Genomic DNA, 19,129 nt, shown 5'->3' on the forward strand with positions numbered 1-19,129 from the left:
CAGGTAAGCCGGGAGAGAAAGGTATATTGCAGGTCCTGAATTTTGAGATGGTGGGTGAATCGTATGGGTTTATGGCAAAAACCGGGGAAATCGGAAGGCAAGCCAGCAAAGTTATCCAAAAAGTTACTCAAGCAACCAGGCGAGACCAAGCAACTAAAGAATCAAACTCCAAAGCCGAAGCAACAGAAAGTCAACAACGGGAAAAATCCTTCTCAACGGGCGCTACATAAGTGGTTTAAAGAGCGCGGCAGGGGAGCGAAGCAGATGCCTGTTCAGGGTGTAGACGCTGTAGCAGCGTCATCAACAGCCGAACCAGGTAAGCCAGGCAATAGTAAGTTTAACTTGAAAGCGCCACGCATTTCGCGTGAGCAGCTCAAGCATGCTGGGCGTTCCTCGCTGTCTGCTGCTAAAAATTGGCGTAGCTTTAATCCTTCCAAATCAGTTGGAGTAAAGCTATTCTTAATGTTTTTCATTGCTATTATGCTATGTGTTGTTTTGCTAGGCTCATTTTCTTATCTACGCGCGAAAAGTGTAATTAAGGAAAATGCAGCGATTAGTAATGAACAGACGATCATTCAGACCGGGGAAAAGCTGGATGTGATGCTCAGTCAGATCGTGAACTCTTCTGTACAGGTGTTTTTTGATCCAACTATGCAGAATGATCTGACGAAGCTTACTAGCCCGAATCTGTCGGAATATGATAAATACCAAACGATCAATTCGATTAGCCAGAATTTACAAAATCAAATGAACTCTACCGATTCGATCGAGGCGATCTATCTGATCCCTGTCGACACAAAGCTGAATGTTATCGGTGCAGGTACAGGTATTCCTGATCCGACTGCGGTTCGTCAAAAGGATTGGTATAAAACATTGACGGATGATAAAGGGGTCATGCAGTGGATTCCAACGGAGTCTGCCGCTGGCACGAACAAAAACTTTACGTATGCACGTGCAATGCGTTTGTCGAGTAGTCCGGAATCCTTCGTCTTCGTTATGAGCATTAATAGCAAATGGCTGAATGATCAGATCGATAACCTTAATCTGGGTGACGGCGGCAAAGTGGATCTGGTAGGTGGGCCGAATAATACAGTGATTGCTTCCACACAGCCAGAAACCGTATCGGAAGCATCAGCTTACAAATTCCTGGATCAAATCAAGGGCGGTAGCGGACGCTTCCAAAATGATGAAGGCCCGCAGCCCATTCTAGTTGCTTACTCTGTACTTGATACAGCGGATACATGGAAGCTGATCGGAACTGTACCAGTACAAGCACTTGTATCGAGTGCAAGTCCGATTCTGATGCTGACATGGATTATGGCGATTGTGTGTGCGGTTGTAGCGATCCTGATCGGTCTGGTTATTATTCGCACCATCGGTACGCCACTGCGTAAGCTACAGCGTCTGATGAATCTAGGTTCACAGGGAATTCTGAGCGTACGTACCAATCACAAATCCTCGGACGAGATTGGACAGCTTGGAGTAGCTTTTAATACGATGATGGAAAATATTACAGGTCTGGTGAAGCAGACGAATGAATCTGCCCAGCACGTACTGGACACTGCAACTACGCTTAGCTCGGCTTCTCGTCAAACGGCTACTTCAGCACGCGAGATCGCTGTAGCTACCGAGGAAATTGCGAACGGGGCAGGTAGTCTGGCACTGGAGGCTGAACGCGGTACAGAGCTGACCGAGACGATGAATGATCGAATGGGTCGCGTTGTTGAGGCGAACAAGCAGATGGAGCTATCAGCTGAAAAAGTAGAAGAAGCAGGTAAAACAGGGGTTCATCATATGGATGAGCTGATGGGCAAAACGAAAGTGACCGAGGATATGATCCGTTCGCTGAGCGTACGGATCGATTCACTCAAGGAAAGCACATCGTCTGTACAGCAGGTACTCGATGCCATGCAAAATATTACGAAGCAGACGAACATTCTGTCCCTGAATGCAACGATCGAGGCAGCACGTGCAGGCGCTGCGGGTAAAGGCTTTATGGTCGTTGCCGATGAGGTTCGTAATCTGGCAGAGCAATCCCGTCAATCGATCCTGATGGTTGGCGAGATTACCGCTAATATCCAGAAGGAAATGGATGAGACGGTGCGTGTGCTGACCGAAGCCTTCCCGCTGTTCCGTCAACAAACCGAAGCGGTACAGGCAACAACAGGTATTTTTGAAACGGTACAGCAGCAAATGACCGAGTTCGTGCACAAGCTTGGCTCTGCTACACAATCGATTAATGAGCTGAATCGCGTGCAGCAATCAATGAGTGAGGCGATGAGCAATGTGAGTGCGGTAGCCGAGGAATCCTCTGCCACTTCGCAGGAGGTTGCTTCCCTGAGTAGCGAGCAGCAAAATGTAAGCACACAGCTCGTGACGCTGTCCGGTCAACTGGAAACGGTATCGATTGGCTTGAAGGATACGATTGCACGCTTCACGATCGACGATGTAGAGGTGCCTGAGGACGCTATAGCTGAGGCTGACGCGACTGATGCAGCTACTACAGCAGGTGAAAACGAATCAACATCGGAGACGGCTGACGTCGTTCCTTTACAGTCTGTTGATGCGGTTCATGCAGAAGAAAATGCGGATTCACCAGAAACGAAGGATGTATCGCATTTGGAAAAAGAAGCGTAGAAAATAACGCTTAGCAGCATAGGAAGATCTGAGAGTATTAGGGCATCCTTCTGGCTACTGCGCAATAGAAGGGTATTGCATAATAAAGTGATGAATGAAAGCTCTTGAATACAGCAATACCAAACGATACTAAAAAGCTGCAATCTTCATAATCGAAGATTGCAGCTTTTTGCATTTTTTGTATACGCGGCTTGATGAAGGTAGATCACGCCAAACTGGATACCGCCGCTAATTTTCGTTAAAATTACTTATACGTAACATACACAGCCTTTATATTCAAACGGTATCATAAGCTAAGCCCTGCATAATGAATGTCATGATACAGTGTAGTAGCGAATGGTAAGCTATGAGTTTATTCATCCTATAGGAATAGTAGCATGGCTATCCAGTATCGACGATTTGCATTTGCTTATTTCGATCTAGATCTCGTCGGAATTACAGCTGGTCGGTCGAAGGCTCTGAGTCCGTTGCAGCAGCTGGAGCAGGAGGATCATTTGCACGATCCATCGGCTCAAATTCTTCCTTGGGTAGACGAATCCAGCGTTGTAGATAGCCCTGCACAAACAATTCTTTGAGCAGAATAATGAGAATAGGCGACAGCACCAGACCTGCCACGCCGAAAATAGACAGCGAGATGATCATCGCAGAGAGCATCAGATAGGCAGACGTAATACCGATCGAATTACCGGTGATTTTGGGCTCCAATAGCTGGCGAGTCAGCATAACGACCACAAGCAGTACCGTCAGCCCAATCGCGAGCCCGGTCTGTCCGACAATGAACAGATACACAATCCACGGTATGAAAATAACCGGTATGCCGAGTAAAGGCAAAATGTCGAATACCGCACTCAGAATCGCTAGTGAAAAAGCATGATCGACCTGTAAGATCAGTAATCCTATGTACACAAGCACAAATGTGAGCGACACCATCATCAGCTGCGCTTTAATATACGCACCGATGGCAAACAATACATGCTCCTTTAAAAAGTAAAAGGATTTTTTGATCGTGTTGGGTGTCTTCTCCGTTGCAATTCTGCGCCAAAGATTAATCTCAGCACTCAGGAAGAAGGCGAGCACAATCCCAACGGCAAAGCTACCGATAAAGGACGAGAAGGTGCCAAGCCAGCCAAGCGCTGCATTAAACAATGACTTGCCCCATACCGCCAGTCCAGCAGTGAAGGTGGCAAAGTATTCATTAATCTGTTCGGCTACACCAGGAGGCAATGCCTTGAGCTGATCCTGTAAAAAGCCAGTGAACTGCGAGAAATGATGCTGCACGATAGAAGCATAGCCCGGCAAGGCATCCGTCACCTGGCTGATCTGAGCGACAAACACAAGCCCTGCACCAAACAGTGCTCCCAGAATAATAAGTACGAATACCAGCACAGCAATCGCGGAGGAAGCCATTTTCGGTAAGCCACGTCGATTCAAAAACATTGCAAATGGCTCGATCATTGCGAAGATAAGCAATGATAAAAATACAGGTGCAGCAATCCGGTATAACCAGCTGGATAACAGCAATACCAGATAGACGGTCAGAACGACGACACCGATGTCAAAGGCGGTGCGCCAATACTTTTTGTACAGTGGCAGCATGAAACGTAAAACTCCTTTTCCGTCAAATCGTTAAAATTCCCTCTTACTCTAGCAGCAGGAGGGTATGATAAAATAGTATAGATGCAATACCCCGAAAAGCCAATATAGCAGATTAAGCTAAAATTCATCTCCGTGCATCGTTCTGCACTGCGACAGTAAGATCACAATAATTGCAATTTGCTTGCTCCAACCCTGCAATGAACTAGAGACATGTTACACATCATTATCGCTGGATAGGGAGCTGAAAGGAGCAATGATGGAACATCTGTTTTTATGGCTGCTTTACATATGTTCATTTTATGCCTTTATTCCGGGGCTGGTTAGTCGACTGTTTGGCTATCGTGTATTTCGACGTGGAGACAGCAAGACATCGTTCGCACTGACCTTTGATGATGGCCCCGATCCGATCTATACACCGTTGTTATTAGACTTGCTCAAGCAGTATGAGGCAAAGGCAACCTTTTTTGTTGTAGGACTTCATGCAGAGCAGAATCCAGACATCATCCGCCGCATTCATGAGGAAGGACATCAGATTGGTATCCATAATTATATTCATCGCGCTAACTGGTTAATGTCGCCAGCCTCAGTACGCCGGCAAATCTATTTGACTCAAAAAATCATTCACGATCTTACAGGCAAGCGGCCCCAATATTATCGCCCACCGTGGGGAATCGTAAACCAGTCTGATCTTTCGCGTAACAGTCATTACGATATTGTGCTCTGGTCGTCTCTGTTTGGTGATTGGCGTAAACGGGTAGGTAGAGATAAACTCGCTGCTCGTATGCTGCGTAAGCTACGAGGTGGCGAGATTATGCTGCTGCACGATTGCGGCAACACCTGGGGAGCGAATCGTGATGCTCCTGCCGAAATGCTTGCTGCGCTAGAGCTTGTGCTACAGGAGGCGCAGCAGCGTGGTCTGGAAGCAGTGACGATCGGCTCTCTGATGGAAGGGAGCAAATATATGTCCAAGCAGAGAAAAGATCATGCCACTCGTGAGTCAGAGGATGGAACATACGCCCGCCGTGCACCACTCGGCACGCTCCTGTCTCCATTTAAGAAGCTGCTCGTTCATCTATGGCTGGGCTGGGAAAAGCTATTCCACTGGATGTTCCATTTGCAAAAGACAGGCCCGGACGGACTATTTCATTACAGACTACGCTCGTATCAAGGTAGACCGCTACAATTAGAAACCGGAGAATGGTTGGAACGTGGAGACTCGATTATCGAGCTTCATTTTGATAACCGCCGTTTATTCGACCTGACCTCAGGCTCACGCTCGATGATGCAGCTTGCAATCCTGTTCATTAAAGCCGCCAGACAGGACTTTCCGAAGCTGGCGCTGCAAATGAAGGAGCAGCCAGAGCTTATGCAAGCGCGCGCGCTGTATGGTGTAAGCATGGTCAACCGTGGCCCGGAAAAATTCGGTTTTGCCATACGAGAACTGCCAAAGGGCCTATTCGCTGTCCTCACACGCTGGTATCTCAAGCTGTTACTCACTATGATCCATCCATCCGGTAGCATGCGCCTAAAAGAACAATCCGAGCATCTGATTCCGCGTGCGATGGTACTATCCACACCTGCTTTTATGCAACGTTATGGTGTCGACACATCATCCATTGTCGATCCTTCTACACAACACACCGAACGCGGCGTAGCGCTAACTGCCGTACCATCAGAACCATCCACATCCGTAGAAGATACATTGGCAACGACTGACATACAAACTCAGCCTTCGTAATCATGTAGCAATGAATATAGTATTCGATTCTTCCGTTTATGTCCCAGATACTATGTTATACCTTACAGCCCGAAACAAGCCGTCTGTAGTGCTATTGTACATACATTTGTTTCGGGCTGTTTTTAATATATGTATAGAAGGTTGATATTAATGACTTTGAGAAACGGGCGGTATTAAAGTGTGTCATACAGATGCACGATTGGAATATACATATGACGTGTAGATAGTATACTTGCAACAGCAACAGCAACAGCAACAGCAACAGCAACAGCAACAGCAACAGGACCAATTTAGGGTTGTCCAGCTAGCAGAGATTATCCTGACAGCAAAAAAAGACGCTCCAGATCGCAGCTCACACGATCCAGAACGTCTCTATTAAACCCAATACACCGATTAGATTTTCATAATACCGCCCATACTAGCATTGGTAACAAGCTTGGAATAACGAGCCAGATAACCGGTTTTTACCTTCGGCTCGAATTCTTTCCACTCGTTTTTACGGCGTTCTTCCAGCTCTTCGTCGCTCACATGCAGCGTGATATGACGCTCGTTCAGATCCAGCTCAATGATATCGCCATCATGAACGAATGCGATCGGGCCGCCTTCTGCTGCTTCTGGTGAGATGTGACCGATGCTGATACCGCGAGATGCGCCAGAGAAGCGTCCGTCTGTGATCAGACCAACCTTCGCGCCCAGACCCATACCAACGATCTGAGATGTTGGAGCGAGCATTTCCGGCATACCTGGGCCGCCTTTCGGGCCTTCGTAACGGATAACGACAACATGACCTTCCTTGACGTGACCGTTAGCGATGCCGTACAGGGCATCATCTTGAGAATCGAAGCAGATCGCAGGGCCTTTGTGGTAGCCGCCAACCGACGGATCAACCGCACCGACCTTAATGATCGAGCCTTCCGGTGCCAGATTACCGAACAGAACTGCCAGACCGCCGCGTTCGGAGTGCGGGTTATCAATCGCATGAATAACTTCATGGTTTTGAATTTCCTGACCCTCTACATTTTCACGAATCGTTTTACCTGTAACTGTAATGCAATCCTCATGCAGGGCGCCTGGCTTTTTCAGCAGCTCATTCAGTACGGCGCTTACGCCACCTGCCAGATGCACATCCTCGATATGCCAGTCCGATGCAGGAGCAAGCTTCGCCAGGTGAGGTACACGGTTGGCTACTTCATTAATGCGTTCGATTGGATATTGGAAGCCAGCTTCGTGTGCCAGTGCCAGTGTGTGCAATACCGTATTGGTAGAACCACCCATTGCCATATCCAGTGCAAATGCATTATCGATCGCTTTTTCCGTTACGATGTCGCGTGGCTTCAGATCAAGCTTGATCAGTTCCATCAGCTGTGTAGCCGATTTGCGAACAAAGTCACGACGTTCTGGAGCAACAGCCAGAATCGTACCGTTACCTGGTAGAGCTAGACCGAGTGCTTCTGCCAGACAGTTCATGGAGTTCGCTGTGAACATACCCGAACAAGAACCACAGGTTGGACAACCGAATTGTTCCAGCTCCAGCAGTGTTTTGTCATCAATTTTGCCAGCCTGGTATGCACCAACGCCTTCAAATACCGATGTCAGAGAGATGGAGCGTCCTGTGCTGTCTTTACCAGCCTTCATTGGGCCGCCGCTGACAAACAGAGTTGGGATATTCACACGCAGTGCGCCCATGAGCATACCTGGTGTGATTTTGTCACAGTTTGGAATACAAACCATGCCGTCAAACCAGTGAGCGGATACGACTGTTTCCAGAGAATCAGCGATGATCTCACGGCTTGGCAGGGAATAGCGCATGCCGATATGGCCCATTGCGATACCGTCATCGACGCCGATTGTGTTGAACTCGAACGGTACACCGCCCGCTTCACGGATCGCTTCTTTGACGATTTTACCGAACTCTTGCAGATGCACATGCCCCGGAACGATATCAATGTAGGAGTTACATACAGCGATAAACGGCTTGTCGAAATCTTCTTCCTTAACGCCAGCTGCACGCAGCAGGCTGCGGTGCGGTGCACGATCGAAACCTTTTTTGATCATGTCCGAGCGCATTTTGTTTTTTGTGTTGGCTGCCATGGTGTCGGTTTCCCCCCAAATATATGATAGTAGCTTTGTGACTTTAGCGCGGTTGAATAGCAAAGTCCAAGGCTGGAAAAGGATTGCATAATACAGCAAACTAGCAGATGAACATAAGGCAAATAGCGTTCTGGCATACGGACCAATATGTGTCAACATAGGCTTACAGGCTGATATTACACAAAAGTTTTTAATAGAGTCTATCATATGTGTTAGCTTTTTGCCAGCTTATATTATGTAATTTACAGAGAAAAAGACAACAAAAAAGCAGACTCTTTTTGTGCATAGTTAAAAGAGTCTACTTTCGATGATTAGGCTATCGTATACGTTTCTCCTATTTAATAGGAAGAATGGTTAACGACTCCCACCTTTGCGACCGATTTCTTTGTAAAAGTCACGATCATGCGTTTCCGAAGTGGCTTCGCCACCCTTACGTCCAATCTCTTGATAGAAATCCTTATCATGGTTGCGGGAGGTCGCCTGTCCGCCTTTTTTGCCAATCTGCTGATAGAATTCTTTGCTATGTTTACGGGAAGTGGCTTGACCGCCCATGCGACCGGCTTCTTGGCGGGTCATTTTGCCATTGCTCTTGGTGTTTGCCATAACAATTTCACTCCTGTCAGTATAAAGGTAAAAAACCTTATTATTGTGATACAACTAGTTGCTCATTAATTACCCTGTCTAAATTGCCTGAAACGAAAATTCCCTAATTTATCCACCTGCCATTTATTTTGTAACTGAAGAACTATGCTGAATATAGTGCCAGAAAACCGTGATTGGACGCGGAACGCAAGGTTCGATCCAGGGTTTCGTCCATTTTTGTACGATCGGCTGAGCGAGTGCGACTGCCATTAATATGGAAAATAATATTAGAAATATTACACTTGCTGGGCTGTAGCCAAGTGCATGAACAAAGCCCGCTGCAACAAGCGTACGCACAACAAGTCCGTGTAAAAGAAACACATATAATGTGCGCCGACCCCATCCGGTGAGATAACCTACCCGCCGCGGCACCCAGGCGAGAAAGGCAAGAGAAGCAACTAGCTGTAAGCTGTACATGCCGATTCGTATAAGTAGTCCATTCTCTAGGGAGACGCCGAGCTGCATAAAGGTCTGATTTCCATAAAACCAGCCATGCGGTAACTCCCAATGCAGCATAATAAAGGAAAGCATTAGCAGCACAGAACCGATCGTTCCAAGCCGTCGACGCTTCTGCATGATCATCGCATACAGCTTGGACACATTCAGACTATAACCAATCATGAAAAAGGGAAAATAAATCAATGTACGTGAAATAGCCAGCCACACGCCATCCAGCGGCAAGCAGCCTGCCAATAGACCGAGCAAAATTGCAATCGTCAGCTGAAACGGTAAGCTCAAGCGATGCAGCGCAATAGCGAGCAAGCGCCAGAAAGCATGCCCTGCCAAAAACCATAGCAGCAAATAAGGCGCAAAAAACGAATGTACAACTCCATCGACACGGAAAAAGGTCATATCTAGTAATGAATATAGCGATTGAAATACAATATATTGTAGCAGGATCGTACGCAGCACCCGTTGCCCTGTGCGACCATGCAAATTAGAACGTGCAAAAAATCCAGTCACCAGCACAAATAGCGGCATATGAAACGAGAAAATCCATAAAAAGATACCTTCTGCCATCGCAGAATGGCGAACAAGCGGCTCCAGCATATTGCCTGCCACTACACATACAATAAGCAAAAAGCGCAAATTAATAAAATACGTTTCGATCGCCTCTGTATGATGAGCAGTCAGCTGCTTATGTGCGGTATTCATGAATTCCAGACTCCTTTGGCAAGTTGATAGTTTAAAAATAAAGCAAACGGAATTTTAATATTGTGAATTTAATCACAAATAGTTCATTATTGTTGAACAAAAATGTACAAATATTGATGGAGCGGAATCATTGACAAGCAAGAAAGCGGTTGCGAAAATGGAGAGTGTACGCGGTTACATATCCTGTATCACAAATCGCTTGAATCAGGGGGATGAAACATGAACAATCAGACAGGCTCGCCGGAAGTCGTGACCTTTGGGGAATCGATGGGACTGCTGACGGCGGAGGACTCTCGTGGTCTGGAATACGCAGCACAGCTGCGCAAGTCGTTCGGTGGTGCAGAGAGTAATCTGGCAATCGGTATTGCCCGGCTCGGTCATTCGGTTGGATGGTGTGGCAGACTTGGCAATGATCCGCTTGGTCATATGATTCAAAAGGCGATCCGTGGAGAAGGCGTGGATGTGTCACGCTCGATTCTGGCGGATGGCGAACCGACTGGACTCATGCTACGTGAAAATGTGTCTGGCAAAGCATCGGTACACTATTACCGCCGTTTTTCGGCAGCAAGCCATATGCAGCCGGAAGATCTGGAAGCTGACTATATCGCGGGCGCACGTATTTTGCATGTGACCGGGATTACAGCAGCGATCAGCTCCTCTGGATTGGCTACCGTGAAGCGTGCGATGGAGATTGCAACTGAAGCCGGTGTAACAGTATCATTTGATCCGAATCTGCGCTTGAAGCTGTGGACGCTGGAGGAAGCACGACCTGTGCTGCTTGATCTCGCGGAGCGCTGCGATTATTTCCTGCCCGGACTGGATGAGCTGGCTTTGCTGTATGAGACGTCCAGTGATTCAGAGATTTTCGATCGTTTGCGTCAGCTGAAGGCGATTAGTATCGTCAAGGGCGGCCCGGATCTGACTTATGTGGTCGAGAAGGATCGTACATTAGAAGTACCGTATTTTAAAGCAGAGCAGGTGCTGGATACCGTCGGTGCTGGAGATGGCTTCTGTGCAGGCTTTTTGACAGGCTTGCTGCGTGGCTATTCCAATGAAGAAGCGGTGCGACTGGGGAATCTGAATGGCTCCATGGTAATCCAGGCGGTAGGCGATTGGGAAGCATTACCGACCCATAGCCAGGTTGAAGCAAAGCTAGGTAACAAAGTACACATCGAACGTTAAATGTGAAGCAGACAACATAGAACAGTCACCGTATTCATGCAAAGGTAAGGCAAGTATTCTCAAGTCTAAAGGAGAACTGACATGAAAAAACTGCAAATCCTGCAAAAAATGATGGACTACGGTGTCGTTGCCGTTCTGCGTGGTGAATCCGCGGATCAGGTATTCGCGATGGCTGAGCAAGCGATCGCTGGCGGCATTAAAGTTATTGAGGTTACACTAACTGTTCCAGGTGCACTCCATGCGATTGAGAAACTAAGCCGGATGTATAGCTGGAAATCCGATAAATCAGACAATTTTGCAATTATCGGTGCAGGTACCGTATTGGAGCCACAAACTGCACGTGCAGCAATGATGGCGGGTGCTGAATTCGTGGTGAGTCCTTCGCTCAATCCAGAAACAGTTAAAATCTGCAATCTATACCGTGTACCGGTCTTACCAGGTGTGACCACGTTGGAGGGTGTACAGCACGCATTGGAGCTCGGTGTAGATATTGTGAAGCTGTTCCCGGGCAATCTATATCAGCCATCCATTATCAAAACGCTCAAAGGTCCAATGCCGCAGGCGAACTTTATGCCCACTGGTGGCGTGTCACTCGATAATCTGGGCGAATGGATCAAGGGCGGTGCAGTCGCTGTCGGCATCGGCTCCGATCTAACCACCGATGCGATCAAAACAGGCGATCTCAGTCTGGTGCGCCAGAAGTCCGAGCAATATATGAAGGCATATCATGAAGCCAAGCAAGGCTAAATTCTGTTTTAAGTATTCTTCTTGTAAGACAGGCACTATCCTGTAAAATGGCAGAAATGATAATGTAGAGCATGAACAAAATTCATTTTGCAAACGTCTGCAAAACTTGTATAGCTTGTCTTAAAGTGGATTATACCGCTGGATTGGCATGCAAGGTTTCTTCTGACATAGCGGAAATGTTATACTAGACATACCAGCGGCCTGTTGTCCTGCGAGGGAGACAGGCTGCTTTGCATCCATGTTGGTCTGCTTGGGCACTGGTTGATCAAATAAGCGTAAACCAATGATTACCGCAGCAACATGAAGTATAGACGGGAAGCGTCAGGCTTTGTGCTTGGTCTGTCAGTTGAGGCAATCACTGATCAGATCAGGTGCAGCACGTGGACAATGTGATCCTATACGGACATCATGCCTGATTGCTGATGGAAGGAGATAAGGATGTTTAGACGTAAAACAAGTGGTTTTGGAAGCTATGGAGGTACACGGCGTAAGAGTCGTGCGCGTACCATCGGCAAAATATTGCTAGTTATTTTAATTCTACTCGTGATTGCTACGGGTGTAGCAGCATGGTACGTACTTACGCCATATGGCCCAACACCACAAGCAGAGCAGGCGATAACGACGCCAGCTGAAGGTGTAACTGTAAAGAATACCGATCAATGGATCGAATTTGCTCCAGCGAAGTCGTCCAAGGTGGGGATTATCTTTTATCAGGGTGCACGGGTGAAGCCAGAGGCGTATAGCTTGCTGGCGCAAAGTCTAGCCAAAGCCGGTCATCCCGTATATATTGTGAAAATGCCATTTAACTTCGCTTTCTTCAAGCCCGATGCGGCACAGGCGATACTGGATAATCATCCTGATCAGAAGTTTATTATCGGTGGTCATTCACTGGGCGGCGTGTTTGCTGCACGTTATGCGGCAGAGCATATTGATCGTATGGCAGGGGTATTTTTCCTGGCTTCCTATCCAGATTCTAAAGGAAGTCTTGGTAATAGCGGACTGCCTGTAATGTCGATTAGTGCATCCAATGATGGTGTGTTGCAGCGCGATAAATATGAAGCTGCACGCACAATGCTGCCAGCCGATACGGTTTACTATAGTATCAAGGGCGGCGATCATGCCCAATTTGGTAGCTATGGTGAGCAGAAGGGCGACAAGCCTGCTCAGATTACCGAGCAGGAGCAGCGCAATCAGACGGTCAATGCACTCGTAAGCTGGATGAAGGACATTCCAGCAACTTCGCAAAAGTCCAAGTAAGATTCAAGTAACAATGATATGCCTGTAGAATAAGTATTGGATAGAAGCAGCGTTTCGTGCCATTTCAGGCGCACAGGGAACGCTGCTTTTTATCGATAAAAGGGTAATAATAACCAGGATAGATGCCAATTGTGCATCTTTAGAATAAAGCTATAGGAGGCGAAGCTAATGGACAAGGTAGATCAACTGGCTGGATGGATCGAGCAGTCACAGCGCATCGTATTTTTTGGCGGTGCAGGCACATCGACGGAGAGCGGAATTCCTGATTTTCGTTCAGCACAGGGGCTGTATAGTGAGAGCGGGCAGCGTGGCTATTCGCCAGAAGAGATGCTAAGTCATCGTTTTTTCCAGCGTGAGCCAGAGCTGTTTTATGAATTTTATCGTACACGTCTGCTTCATCCGGATGCGCAGCCGAATTCGGTGCATCACCTGCTTGCCGAGCTGGAGCAGGAGGGCAAGCTAAGTGCGATTATCACTCAAAATATCGATGGTCTTCATCAGAAGGCAGGCAGTCGGCATGTGTTAGAGTTACATGGCTCGGTGCATCGTAATTATTGCATTAGCTGTGGGCGCACCTATTCTCTGGACGATGTACTCGCTCAGGAAGGGATTCCGCGCTGCCCGGTTGATCATGGCATCATTCGACCGGATGTAGTGTTATATGGAGAATCGCTCGATTCCGATGTGATCGGCAATACGGTTGCTGCATTGGGTGAAGCGGATCTGCTTATTATTGGTGGAACCTCGCTGACCGTCTATCCAGCAGCCAGCTTTATTCAATATTTCCGGGGAAATTATACGGTGCTAATGAATGCTTCAGCAACCGCGCATGATCGTCATGCTGATCTGATTATTACAGAGCCGATGGGACAGATCATGGAGCAGATCCGCCAGCGTAGATATTCCAGATAGAAGAATATGGATAAAGATTGTTGCAGTGGATAGGGAGATTATTACATTGGATAAAGTATGCTTCCATCAATACGGCAAACAATAGTTATACACCAACAGCTGCAAATTCATTTGCATAATGATAACGCTTCCGTTATGATTTGTGTGGAAATGGGTATTGGTTCTATTCGATTTTATTTACCAGAAGGGTTGGGATCATTGTGGTCTATGTAGCTTCAGAACAACGCTATGACAATATGAAGTATAACCGTACCGGACGCTCGGGCTTAAAGCTACCAGCGATTTCACTCGGTTTATGGCATAATTTTGGCGGTGTACATACGCTTGAGAACTCTCGTGATATGCTGACACGCGCTTTTGATCTTGGTATTACGCATTTCGATCTGGCGAATAATTACGGCCCACCAGCAGGCTCAGCTGAGGAGACATTTGGACAAGTGCTGCGTCAGGATCTTGCACCTTATCGCGATGAGATGGTCATCTCTACGAAAGCCGGTTATTATATGTGGCCAGGCCCGTATGGTGAATGGGGCTCCCGCAAATATCTCGTATCCAGCCTTGATCAAAGTCTGAAGCGTATGGGTCTGGATTATGTGGACATTTTCTATTCTCACCGCTTCGATCCAGATACACCGCTGGAGGAAACGATGATGGCGCTGGATCATATCGTGCGCTCCGGTAAAGCGCTATATGTGGGTATTTCCAGTTATTCCGCTGAACAGACACGCGAAGCGGCTCGTATTCTAAAAGAGCTCGGCACGCCGCTGACGATTCACCAGCCACGTTATTCCATGCTGGATCGCTGGATCGAAAATGGCTTACAGGATGAGCTGGACGTAGTTGGTGCAGGTAGTATCGCATTTTGTCCGTTGGAGCAGGGCGTGCTGACAAGCAAATACCTGAATGGCGTACCCGAAGATTCCCGTGCTGCGAGCGGATCGCAATTTCTCGGTAAGGATCAGATCACACCGGAGACGGTACGTAAAGTGCGTGCACTGAATCAGGTTGCTGCTACTCGTGGTCAAAGTCTGGCGCAAATGGCGCTGGCATGGGTACTGCGTCATGGCAAAGTCACTTCTGCGCTTATCGGTGCCAGCCGTGTATCTCAGATCGAGGAAAATATCGCTGCACTGGATAATCTGGAATTCTCTGCAGAGGAATTACAGCGCATTGAGACGATTTTGAAGTCAGCTCCAGAGCAAGCGTAACTAGCAGACAGGTAAATAATGAGTGCTAGCTGCTTGATAAGAACAGGCTTGGCTAGCATTAAACATTCAACGTTCTAAATAAATACAGGCAGTCATGTTGAATGGCTGGTTTGATGCCTGTGGCATGTGCACATTCAGCAGAAATACATTCCGGGATGAAGCTTCAAGAGGAATACTCTGCTTCTATTCTAACGAATACCGTCGGTATCTATACACGCTTTAATAGCGATCCAATAGCCATAGTTGTAGTGACGCCAGATCAGGCGCACAGCAACTATGGCTATTTTGCATATAGATTGTATTTTTCGCTAAAAACAAAGACAATAAAAAGAAGCCAAAGCGTAAACGAGAAGGAGGGAACGGATATGTATACGATCAAAGATAAAGGCAAATTCCATACTTTGCCTGAGCTAGCATTATGGATCTATGAGGGACAGGTACAAAAGCTGCGGGAGGCATGGGCAGCAGGCAGGTATACCGAACTGAATCAACCATTGTCCTTGAGCAAAAATATCAAGCTCACTCCACTGCAACTTGCATTGATCATGGGGAAAAGCTCCATTGTGGAAGCCCTGCTGGAGCGAGAAGTTGAACTGAATGATCCGCAATATCCGGCTATGCTCACGGCTGTGCGTTATGCTAACGAAACCGATATACGCAAACTGTATGCAGCAGGAGCTAAGCTGGAATTAATGAGTCGTTTGAACAATAATGCTTATGATGAAGCCTATTACGGGAACAAAAAGAATATTCCGCTTCTGCATGAGCTTGGTCTGGATATTCGTCAGCATGCCGGGGCGATCCTGCGCAAAGCGGTGAGCCAGCATGATCTGCGAATGATCGAATATTTAGTAGAGCAAGGGGTGGACATTAACTATAATAAGCCGGACTCCATTTTCCCCTATCGCGCCACTCCATTAACGGTAGCCGTACGGAATGGCTACGATAAGATCGCACGCTACCTGATTGAACAGGGCGCCGATATCACAATCTGTGAAGATAATGGAGATCGTGCGTATACGATTGCGGTTAGTGAGAAGCATACCGAACTGGCTGCTTATATCCAGAGTCTGGAGCCGCCAGCCTTTCATGATCGTAGTAATAAGTTGCATGCGTTACGCGCGTACAAGCTTCCAGCAGCGCTTTTAGAGAGACTTAGCGGTGATCCATTGACGTTAACGCTACCAGAAAATGAGCTGGGCATCGGTTACATTGAATTTTTCACGCTAACCGATACGATCGAAATGAGGCTCGGGCGTACACGTTTGTTACGTTTATCCGCTACAATAGACAACTACAGTGGGCTACATATCGTCTGGCATCCAGCCTCACGCAAGATCGGCTGCTATGATGAGGAGCATAAAGAGTATCATTCGCTGGTAAGCTGGAATGACTTTATCGCCCATCCATTAGCATCGCTTGACCGTGTATTTTAAGCTTACGTTCTGGCTATACTTGAGCAGAAACCGTTCAGTTACTAGTAAGACGATCTCCTCTAGTTTTACTATCTAGCTTTACTGCCTAGCTTTACTATCGTGCGAACGATCGACTTTGCAACTAGCCCGGGCGCTGAATCGATGCTCGATACTGACTCGGTGACACACTATAAAAACGTCGAAACTGCTTGGAAAAGTACAGGGCATCCGTTAATCCCACCGAAGCAGCGATCTGCTGTGTGGATAGCTCTGGACGCTCACGCAGTAGCTGACGCGCTTTGTCGATACGTAGCTTGAGCAAATATGTTACTGGCGTCATCCCTGTTTCTTTTTTGAAAATGCGCGACATATACGCACGGTTATATCCGATGCTACTGCACATATCCTCGATGGAGACAGGATGGGCATACTGGCTCGACATGTAATGGATCATCTGCTTGACGGTTCGACGCGTAATCGATTCTGCACCTGGTAACGCTTCTTGCTGAGTCAATTGCTCGCTCGCCTCTGCCATAATTAGATGCAGATAACCGAGTGCACCCAGATCAGAGCTATCCTTTTGTGTGTAAAAGGCTTGCAGCATCGCGCTCAGATGGTCGCCGATCTGGTTAGTAACGCCAGCCTGCTGACTGGAGCGTGCTACAGGAGCATCTGCACGAAACCCTGTCTGACGTACCAGCTTGGCTGCCTGCTCACCAGCAAAAGCAACCCAGTGATAATGCCACGGCTGCTGCTGATCCGATACATAGCTAACCAGCTGCCCCGGATGAATGAGGAAGGAGTCTCCACTACTGAGCTTGTACGTGCGATTCTCTGTGATGAACTGCCCACGTCCTTCTGTTACATAATGATACAGATAGTAGTCATAGATTTTGGGACCGAGTCGGTGAGCTGGTGCTGTCTGACTTTCGCCAGTGAACAGCACGTAGAGAGAGCCGGAATCATGAAAAACAGGATTCGGTGCGACCTGATAAAATTTGTCCTGCATTATGGAAGTCTCCTTTTTCATGATTTTACATAGACGCTTAGCTCTGTTCATACGCTCGTCATATAGACCTGTTATCATTATACAATTCCAAAGTCACATTTATCCATATAAATAGCACATCTGTTCATTACGCGAGGTAGCGGTTTCAGGCTATACTGATATCAGAAACAAGCACAGCTAGAGTGCAATCGATGAATTTGGATAGATAAGGTGGAATTGACTCATGAATCAGGAACAGATGAAACAGGCATTTACAGATAAATATGGTGCAGGTAGCGCGATCCGCGTATTCCATGCTCCGGGGCGCGTTAATCTGATTGGCGAGCATATTGATTATAATGGTGGCTACGTGCTGCCTGCCGCTTTAGAATTCGGTACAGCGCTGGCAGTTCGTGCCAATACGGACGGCATGATCCGACTCGCCTCGGTCAATTTTCCAGAGCTGGAAGGCGAATTCGCAGTCGATTCCATCGGCAGTGATCACACTGGAGAATGGATGGATTATCCACTCGGCGTAATGACCGTATTGAAGCAAAAGGGCACGCTGCTCAGCGGTGGCTATGACTTGCTGTTCTTCGGTAACATCCCGAATGGCTCTGGTCTTTCCTCCTCGGCTTCCATCGAGGTAGTTACGGGCTACGCGATGCTGAGCATGGAGCAAGGTCACATTGATACTGTTGAAATCGCTGTTCTTTCCCAAAAAGCGGAAAATGAATTTGTCGGTGTCAATTGCGGAATTATGGATCAATTTGCAGTGGCTAACGGCTTGAAGGATCATGCGATTCTGCTTATGTGCGATACGCTTGAATACAAGCATGTGCCTTTTCGTACCGGACAATATCGCATCGTGATCGGTAACACGAACAAGCGTCGCGGCCTTGTAGATTCCAAGTACAATGAGCGTCGTTCCCAGTGTGAAGCCGCATTAAGCGCACTACAGCCACATGTCGAGAATCTGAATTATCTGGCACAATTAACACCTCAGCAGTTCGATCTGCTGCAAGTACAGATTGAAGATGCGATTGTACGTGATCGTGCTCGCCACGTTGTGGAGGAAAATGCACGTGTGCTGGCGTCTACAAAGGCATTGCAGGAGGATGATCTACAGCGCTTCGGCGAGCTTATGAATGCTTCACATGAATCGCTACGCGACCTGTACGAAGTGAGCTGCGAGGAGCTGGATGTGATGGTTGAGGAAGCACGCCGCATTTCCGGTACGATCGGCTCGCGTATGACAGGCGCAGGCTTTGGTGGCTGTACCGTATCACTTGTACATGAGGATTCGGTAGAGACATTCCTGCAAGAAGTGGGAGCGGCATATGAAGAACGGACTGGCTTGAAGGCAGATTTCTACGTCTGCTCGGCTGGGGATGGCGTTACAGAGTGGAAGTAATGCTTCCTCTATAGAGCGGTATAGACTGGGTTACACATAGGAGCGCATCGGCTGGATTACCGATGTGAGGAGAGAACAGAGCGGATTACAGGTATACTGAATATACGGTATGCCTGAACATATACAGATACAATACAGAGAATGGTA

At 47.5% G+C, this 19,129-nt stretch carries 14 protein-coding genes; 9 read left to right on the plus strand and 5 right to left on the minus strand.

Features of this window, described 5'->3' with window-relative positions; all coding sequences use genetic code 11:
* The first annotated feature begins 63 nt into the window (after positions 1 to 63).
* A complete protein-coding gene (locus tag SK066_RS06390) occupies positions 64 to 2,637 on the plus strand; it encodes a methyl-accepting chemotaxis protein (RefSeq protein WP_320544055.1) in 2,574 nt (857 codons plus the stop codon).
* A gap of 435 nt (positions 2,638 to 3,072) precedes the next feature.
* On the opposite strand, the gene SK066_RS06395 is transcribed toward SK066_RS06390, so the two are convergent.
* Complete coding sequence (locus tag SK066_RS06395) at positions 3,073 to 4,233, minus strand: AI-2E family transporter (protein ID WP_320544056.1); 1,161 nt, start codon at positions 4,231 to 4,233, stop codon at positions 3,073 to 3,075.
* Positions 4,234 to 4,489: 256 nt separating this feature from the next.
* Between SK066_RS06395 and SK066_RS06400 the strand changes: the two genes are divergently transcribed.
* Positions 4,490 to 5,971 carry a polysaccharide deacetylase family protein gene (locus SK066_RS06400; RefSeq protein WP_456094091.1) on the plus strand — a complete coding sequence of 494 codons (1,482 nt, stop codon included), beginning with the start codon at positions 4,490 to 4,492 and terminating at the stop codon, positions 5,969 to 5,971.
* Positions 5,972 to 6,364: 393 nt separating this feature from the next.
* Here SK066_RS06400 and ilvD read toward each other — a convergent pair whose 3' ends face one another.
* From ilvD to SK066_RS06415, 3 genes are all read right to left on the minus strand, one after another.
* A complete protein-coding gene (gene ilvD / locus SK066_RS06405; RefSeq protein ID WP_188776439.1) occupies positions 6,365 to 8,038 on the minus strand; it encodes a dihydroxy-acid dehydratase in 1,674 nt (557 codons plus the stop codon).
* Positions 8,039 to 8,416: 378 nt separating this feature from the next.
* A complete protein-coding gene (locus SK066_RS06410; protein WP_188776147.1) occupies positions 8,417 to 8,665 on the minus strand; it encodes a KGG domain-containing protein in 249 nt (82 codons plus the stop codon).
* 123 nt (positions 8,666 to 8,788) lie between these two features.
* A complete protein-coding gene (locus SK066_RS06415; RefSeq protein ID WP_320544058.1) occupies positions 8,789 to 9,859 on the minus strand; it encodes an acyltransferase family protein in 1,071 nt (356 codons plus the stop codon).
* Positions 9,860 to 10,078: 219 nt separating this feature from the next.
* On the opposite strand from SK066_RS06415, the gene SK066_RS06420 reads away from it, so the two are divergent.
* From SK066_RS06420 to SK066_RS06445, 6 genes are all read left to right on the plus strand, one after another.
* A complete protein-coding gene (locus SK066_RS06420; RefSeq protein ID WP_320544059.1) occupies positions 10,079 to 11,041 on the plus strand; it encodes a sugar kinase in 963 nt (320 codons plus the stop codon).
* 81 nt (positions 11,042 to 11,122) lie between these two features.
* A complete protein-coding gene (locus tag SK066_RS06425) occupies positions 11,123 to 11,788 on the plus strand; it encodes a bifunctional 2-keto-4-hydroxyglutarate aldolase/2-keto-3-deoxy-6-phosphogluconate aldolase (RefSeq protein ID WP_188776150.1) in 666 nt (221 codons plus the stop codon).
* Between the two features lie 438 nt (positions 11,789 to 12,226).
* Positions 12,227 to 13,045, plus strand: a complete 819-nt coding sequence (locus tag SK066_RS06430; protein ID WP_320544060.1) for an alpha/beta fold hydrolase — start codon at positions 12,227 to 12,229, stop codon at positions 13,043 to 13,045.
* Positions 13,046 to 13,213: 168 nt separating this feature from the next.
* Positions 13,214 to 13,957, plus strand: a complete 744-nt coding sequence (locus tag SK066_RS06435; RefSeq protein WP_320544061.1) for an NAD-dependent protein deacylase — start codon at positions 13,214 to 13,216, stop codon at positions 13,955 to 13,957.
* A gap of 200 nt (positions 13,958 to 14,157) precedes the next feature.
* Complete coding sequence (gene mgrA, locus SK066_RS06440; protein WP_250344647.1) at positions 14,158 to 15,165, plus strand: L-glyceraldehyde 3-phosphate reductase; 1,008 nt, start codon at positions 14,158 to 14,160, stop codon at positions 15,163 to 15,165.
* A gap of 365 nt (positions 15,166 to 15,530) precedes the next feature.
* Positions 15,531 to 16,601 (plus strand): ankyrin repeat domain-containing protein, encoded by a 1,071-nt coding sequence (locus SK066_RS06445; RefSeq protein WP_320544062.1) that lies wholly within the window; start codon positions 15,531 to 15,533, stop codon positions 16,599 to 16,601.
* Positions 16,602 to 16,722: 121 nt separating this feature from the next.
* Here SK066_RS06445 and SK066_RS06450 read toward each other — a convergent pair whose 3' ends face one another.
* Positions 16,723 to 17,589, minus strand: a complete 867-nt coding sequence (locus SK066_RS06450) for an AraC family transcriptional regulator (RefSeq protein WP_320544063.1) — start codon at positions 17,587 to 17,589, stop codon at positions 16,723 to 16,725.
* A gap of 223 nt (positions 17,590 to 17,812) precedes the next feature.
* Between SK066_RS06450 and SK066_RS06455 the strand changes: the two genes are divergently transcribed.
* Positions 17,813 to 18,982: a galactokinase gene (locus SK066_RS06455; protein ID WP_320544064.1), complete on the plus strand. Its 1,170-nt coding sequence runs from the start codon at positions 17,813 to 17,815 to the stop codon at positions 18,980 to 18,982.
* Positions 18,983 to 19,129 lie beyond the last annotated feature (147 nt).

Source organism: Paenibacillus hunanensis, from assembly GCF_034055775.1.
GTDB lineage: Bacteria > Bacillota > Bacilli > Paenibacillales > Paenibacillaceae > Saccharibacillus > Saccharibacillus hunanensis.

Excerpts from the sequence above, each read along its gene's own strand:
- SK066_RS06450 (WP_320544063.1), bottom strand. The coding sequence starts at position 17,589 with ATGCAGGACAAATTTTATCAGGTCGCACCGAATCCTGTTTTTCATGAT.
- SK066_RS06445 (WP_320544062.1), top strand. The coding sequence starts at position 15,531 with ATGTATACGATCAAAGATAAAGGCAAATTCCATACTTTGCCTGAGCTA.
- SK066_RS06430 (WP_320544060.1), top strand. The coding sequence starts at position 12,227 with ATGTTTAGACGTAAAACAAGTGGTTTTGGAAGCTATGGAGGTACACGG.
- SK066_RS06425 (WP_188776150.1), top strand. The coding sequence starts at position 11,123 with ATGAAAAAACTGCAAATCCTGCAAAAAATGATGGACTACGGTGTCGTT.
- SK066_RS06410 (WP_188776147.1), bottom strand. The coding sequence starts at position 8,665 with ATGGCAAACACCAAGAGCAATGGCAAAATGACCCGCCAAGAAGCCGGT.
- SK066_RS06395 (WP_320544056.1), bottom strand. The coding sequence starts at position 4,233 with ATGCTGCCACTGTACAAAAAGTATTGGCGCACCGCCTTTGACATCGGT.
- SK066_RS06435 (WP_320544061.1), top strand. The coding sequence starts at position 13,214 with ATGGACAAGGTAGATCAACTGGCTGGATGGATCGAGCAGTCACAGCGC.
- SK066_RS06400 (WP_456094091.1), top strand. The coding sequence starts at position 4,490 with ATGGAACATCTGTTTTTATGGCTGCTTTACATATGTTCATTTTATGCC.
- SK066_RS06420 (WP_320544059.1), top strand. The coding sequence starts at position 10,079 with ATGAACAATCAGACAGGCTCGCCGGAAGTCGTGACCTTTGGGGAATCG.
- SK066_RS06390 (WP_320544055.1), top strand. The coding sequence starts at position 64 with ATGGGTTTATGGCAAAAACCGGGGAAATCGGAAGGCAAGCCAGCAAAG.
- SK066_RS06415 (WP_320544058.1), bottom strand. The coding sequence starts at position 9,859 with ATGAATACCGCACATAAGCAGCTGACTGCTCATCATACAGAGGCGATC.
- ilvD (WP_188776439.1), bottom strand. The coding sequence starts at position 8,038 with ATGCGCTCGGACATGATCAAAAAAGGTTTCGATCGTGCACCGCACCGC.
- SK066_RS06455 (WP_320544064.1), top strand. The coding sequence starts at position 17,813 with ATGAATCAGGAACAGATGAAACAGGCATTTACAGATAAATATGGTGCA.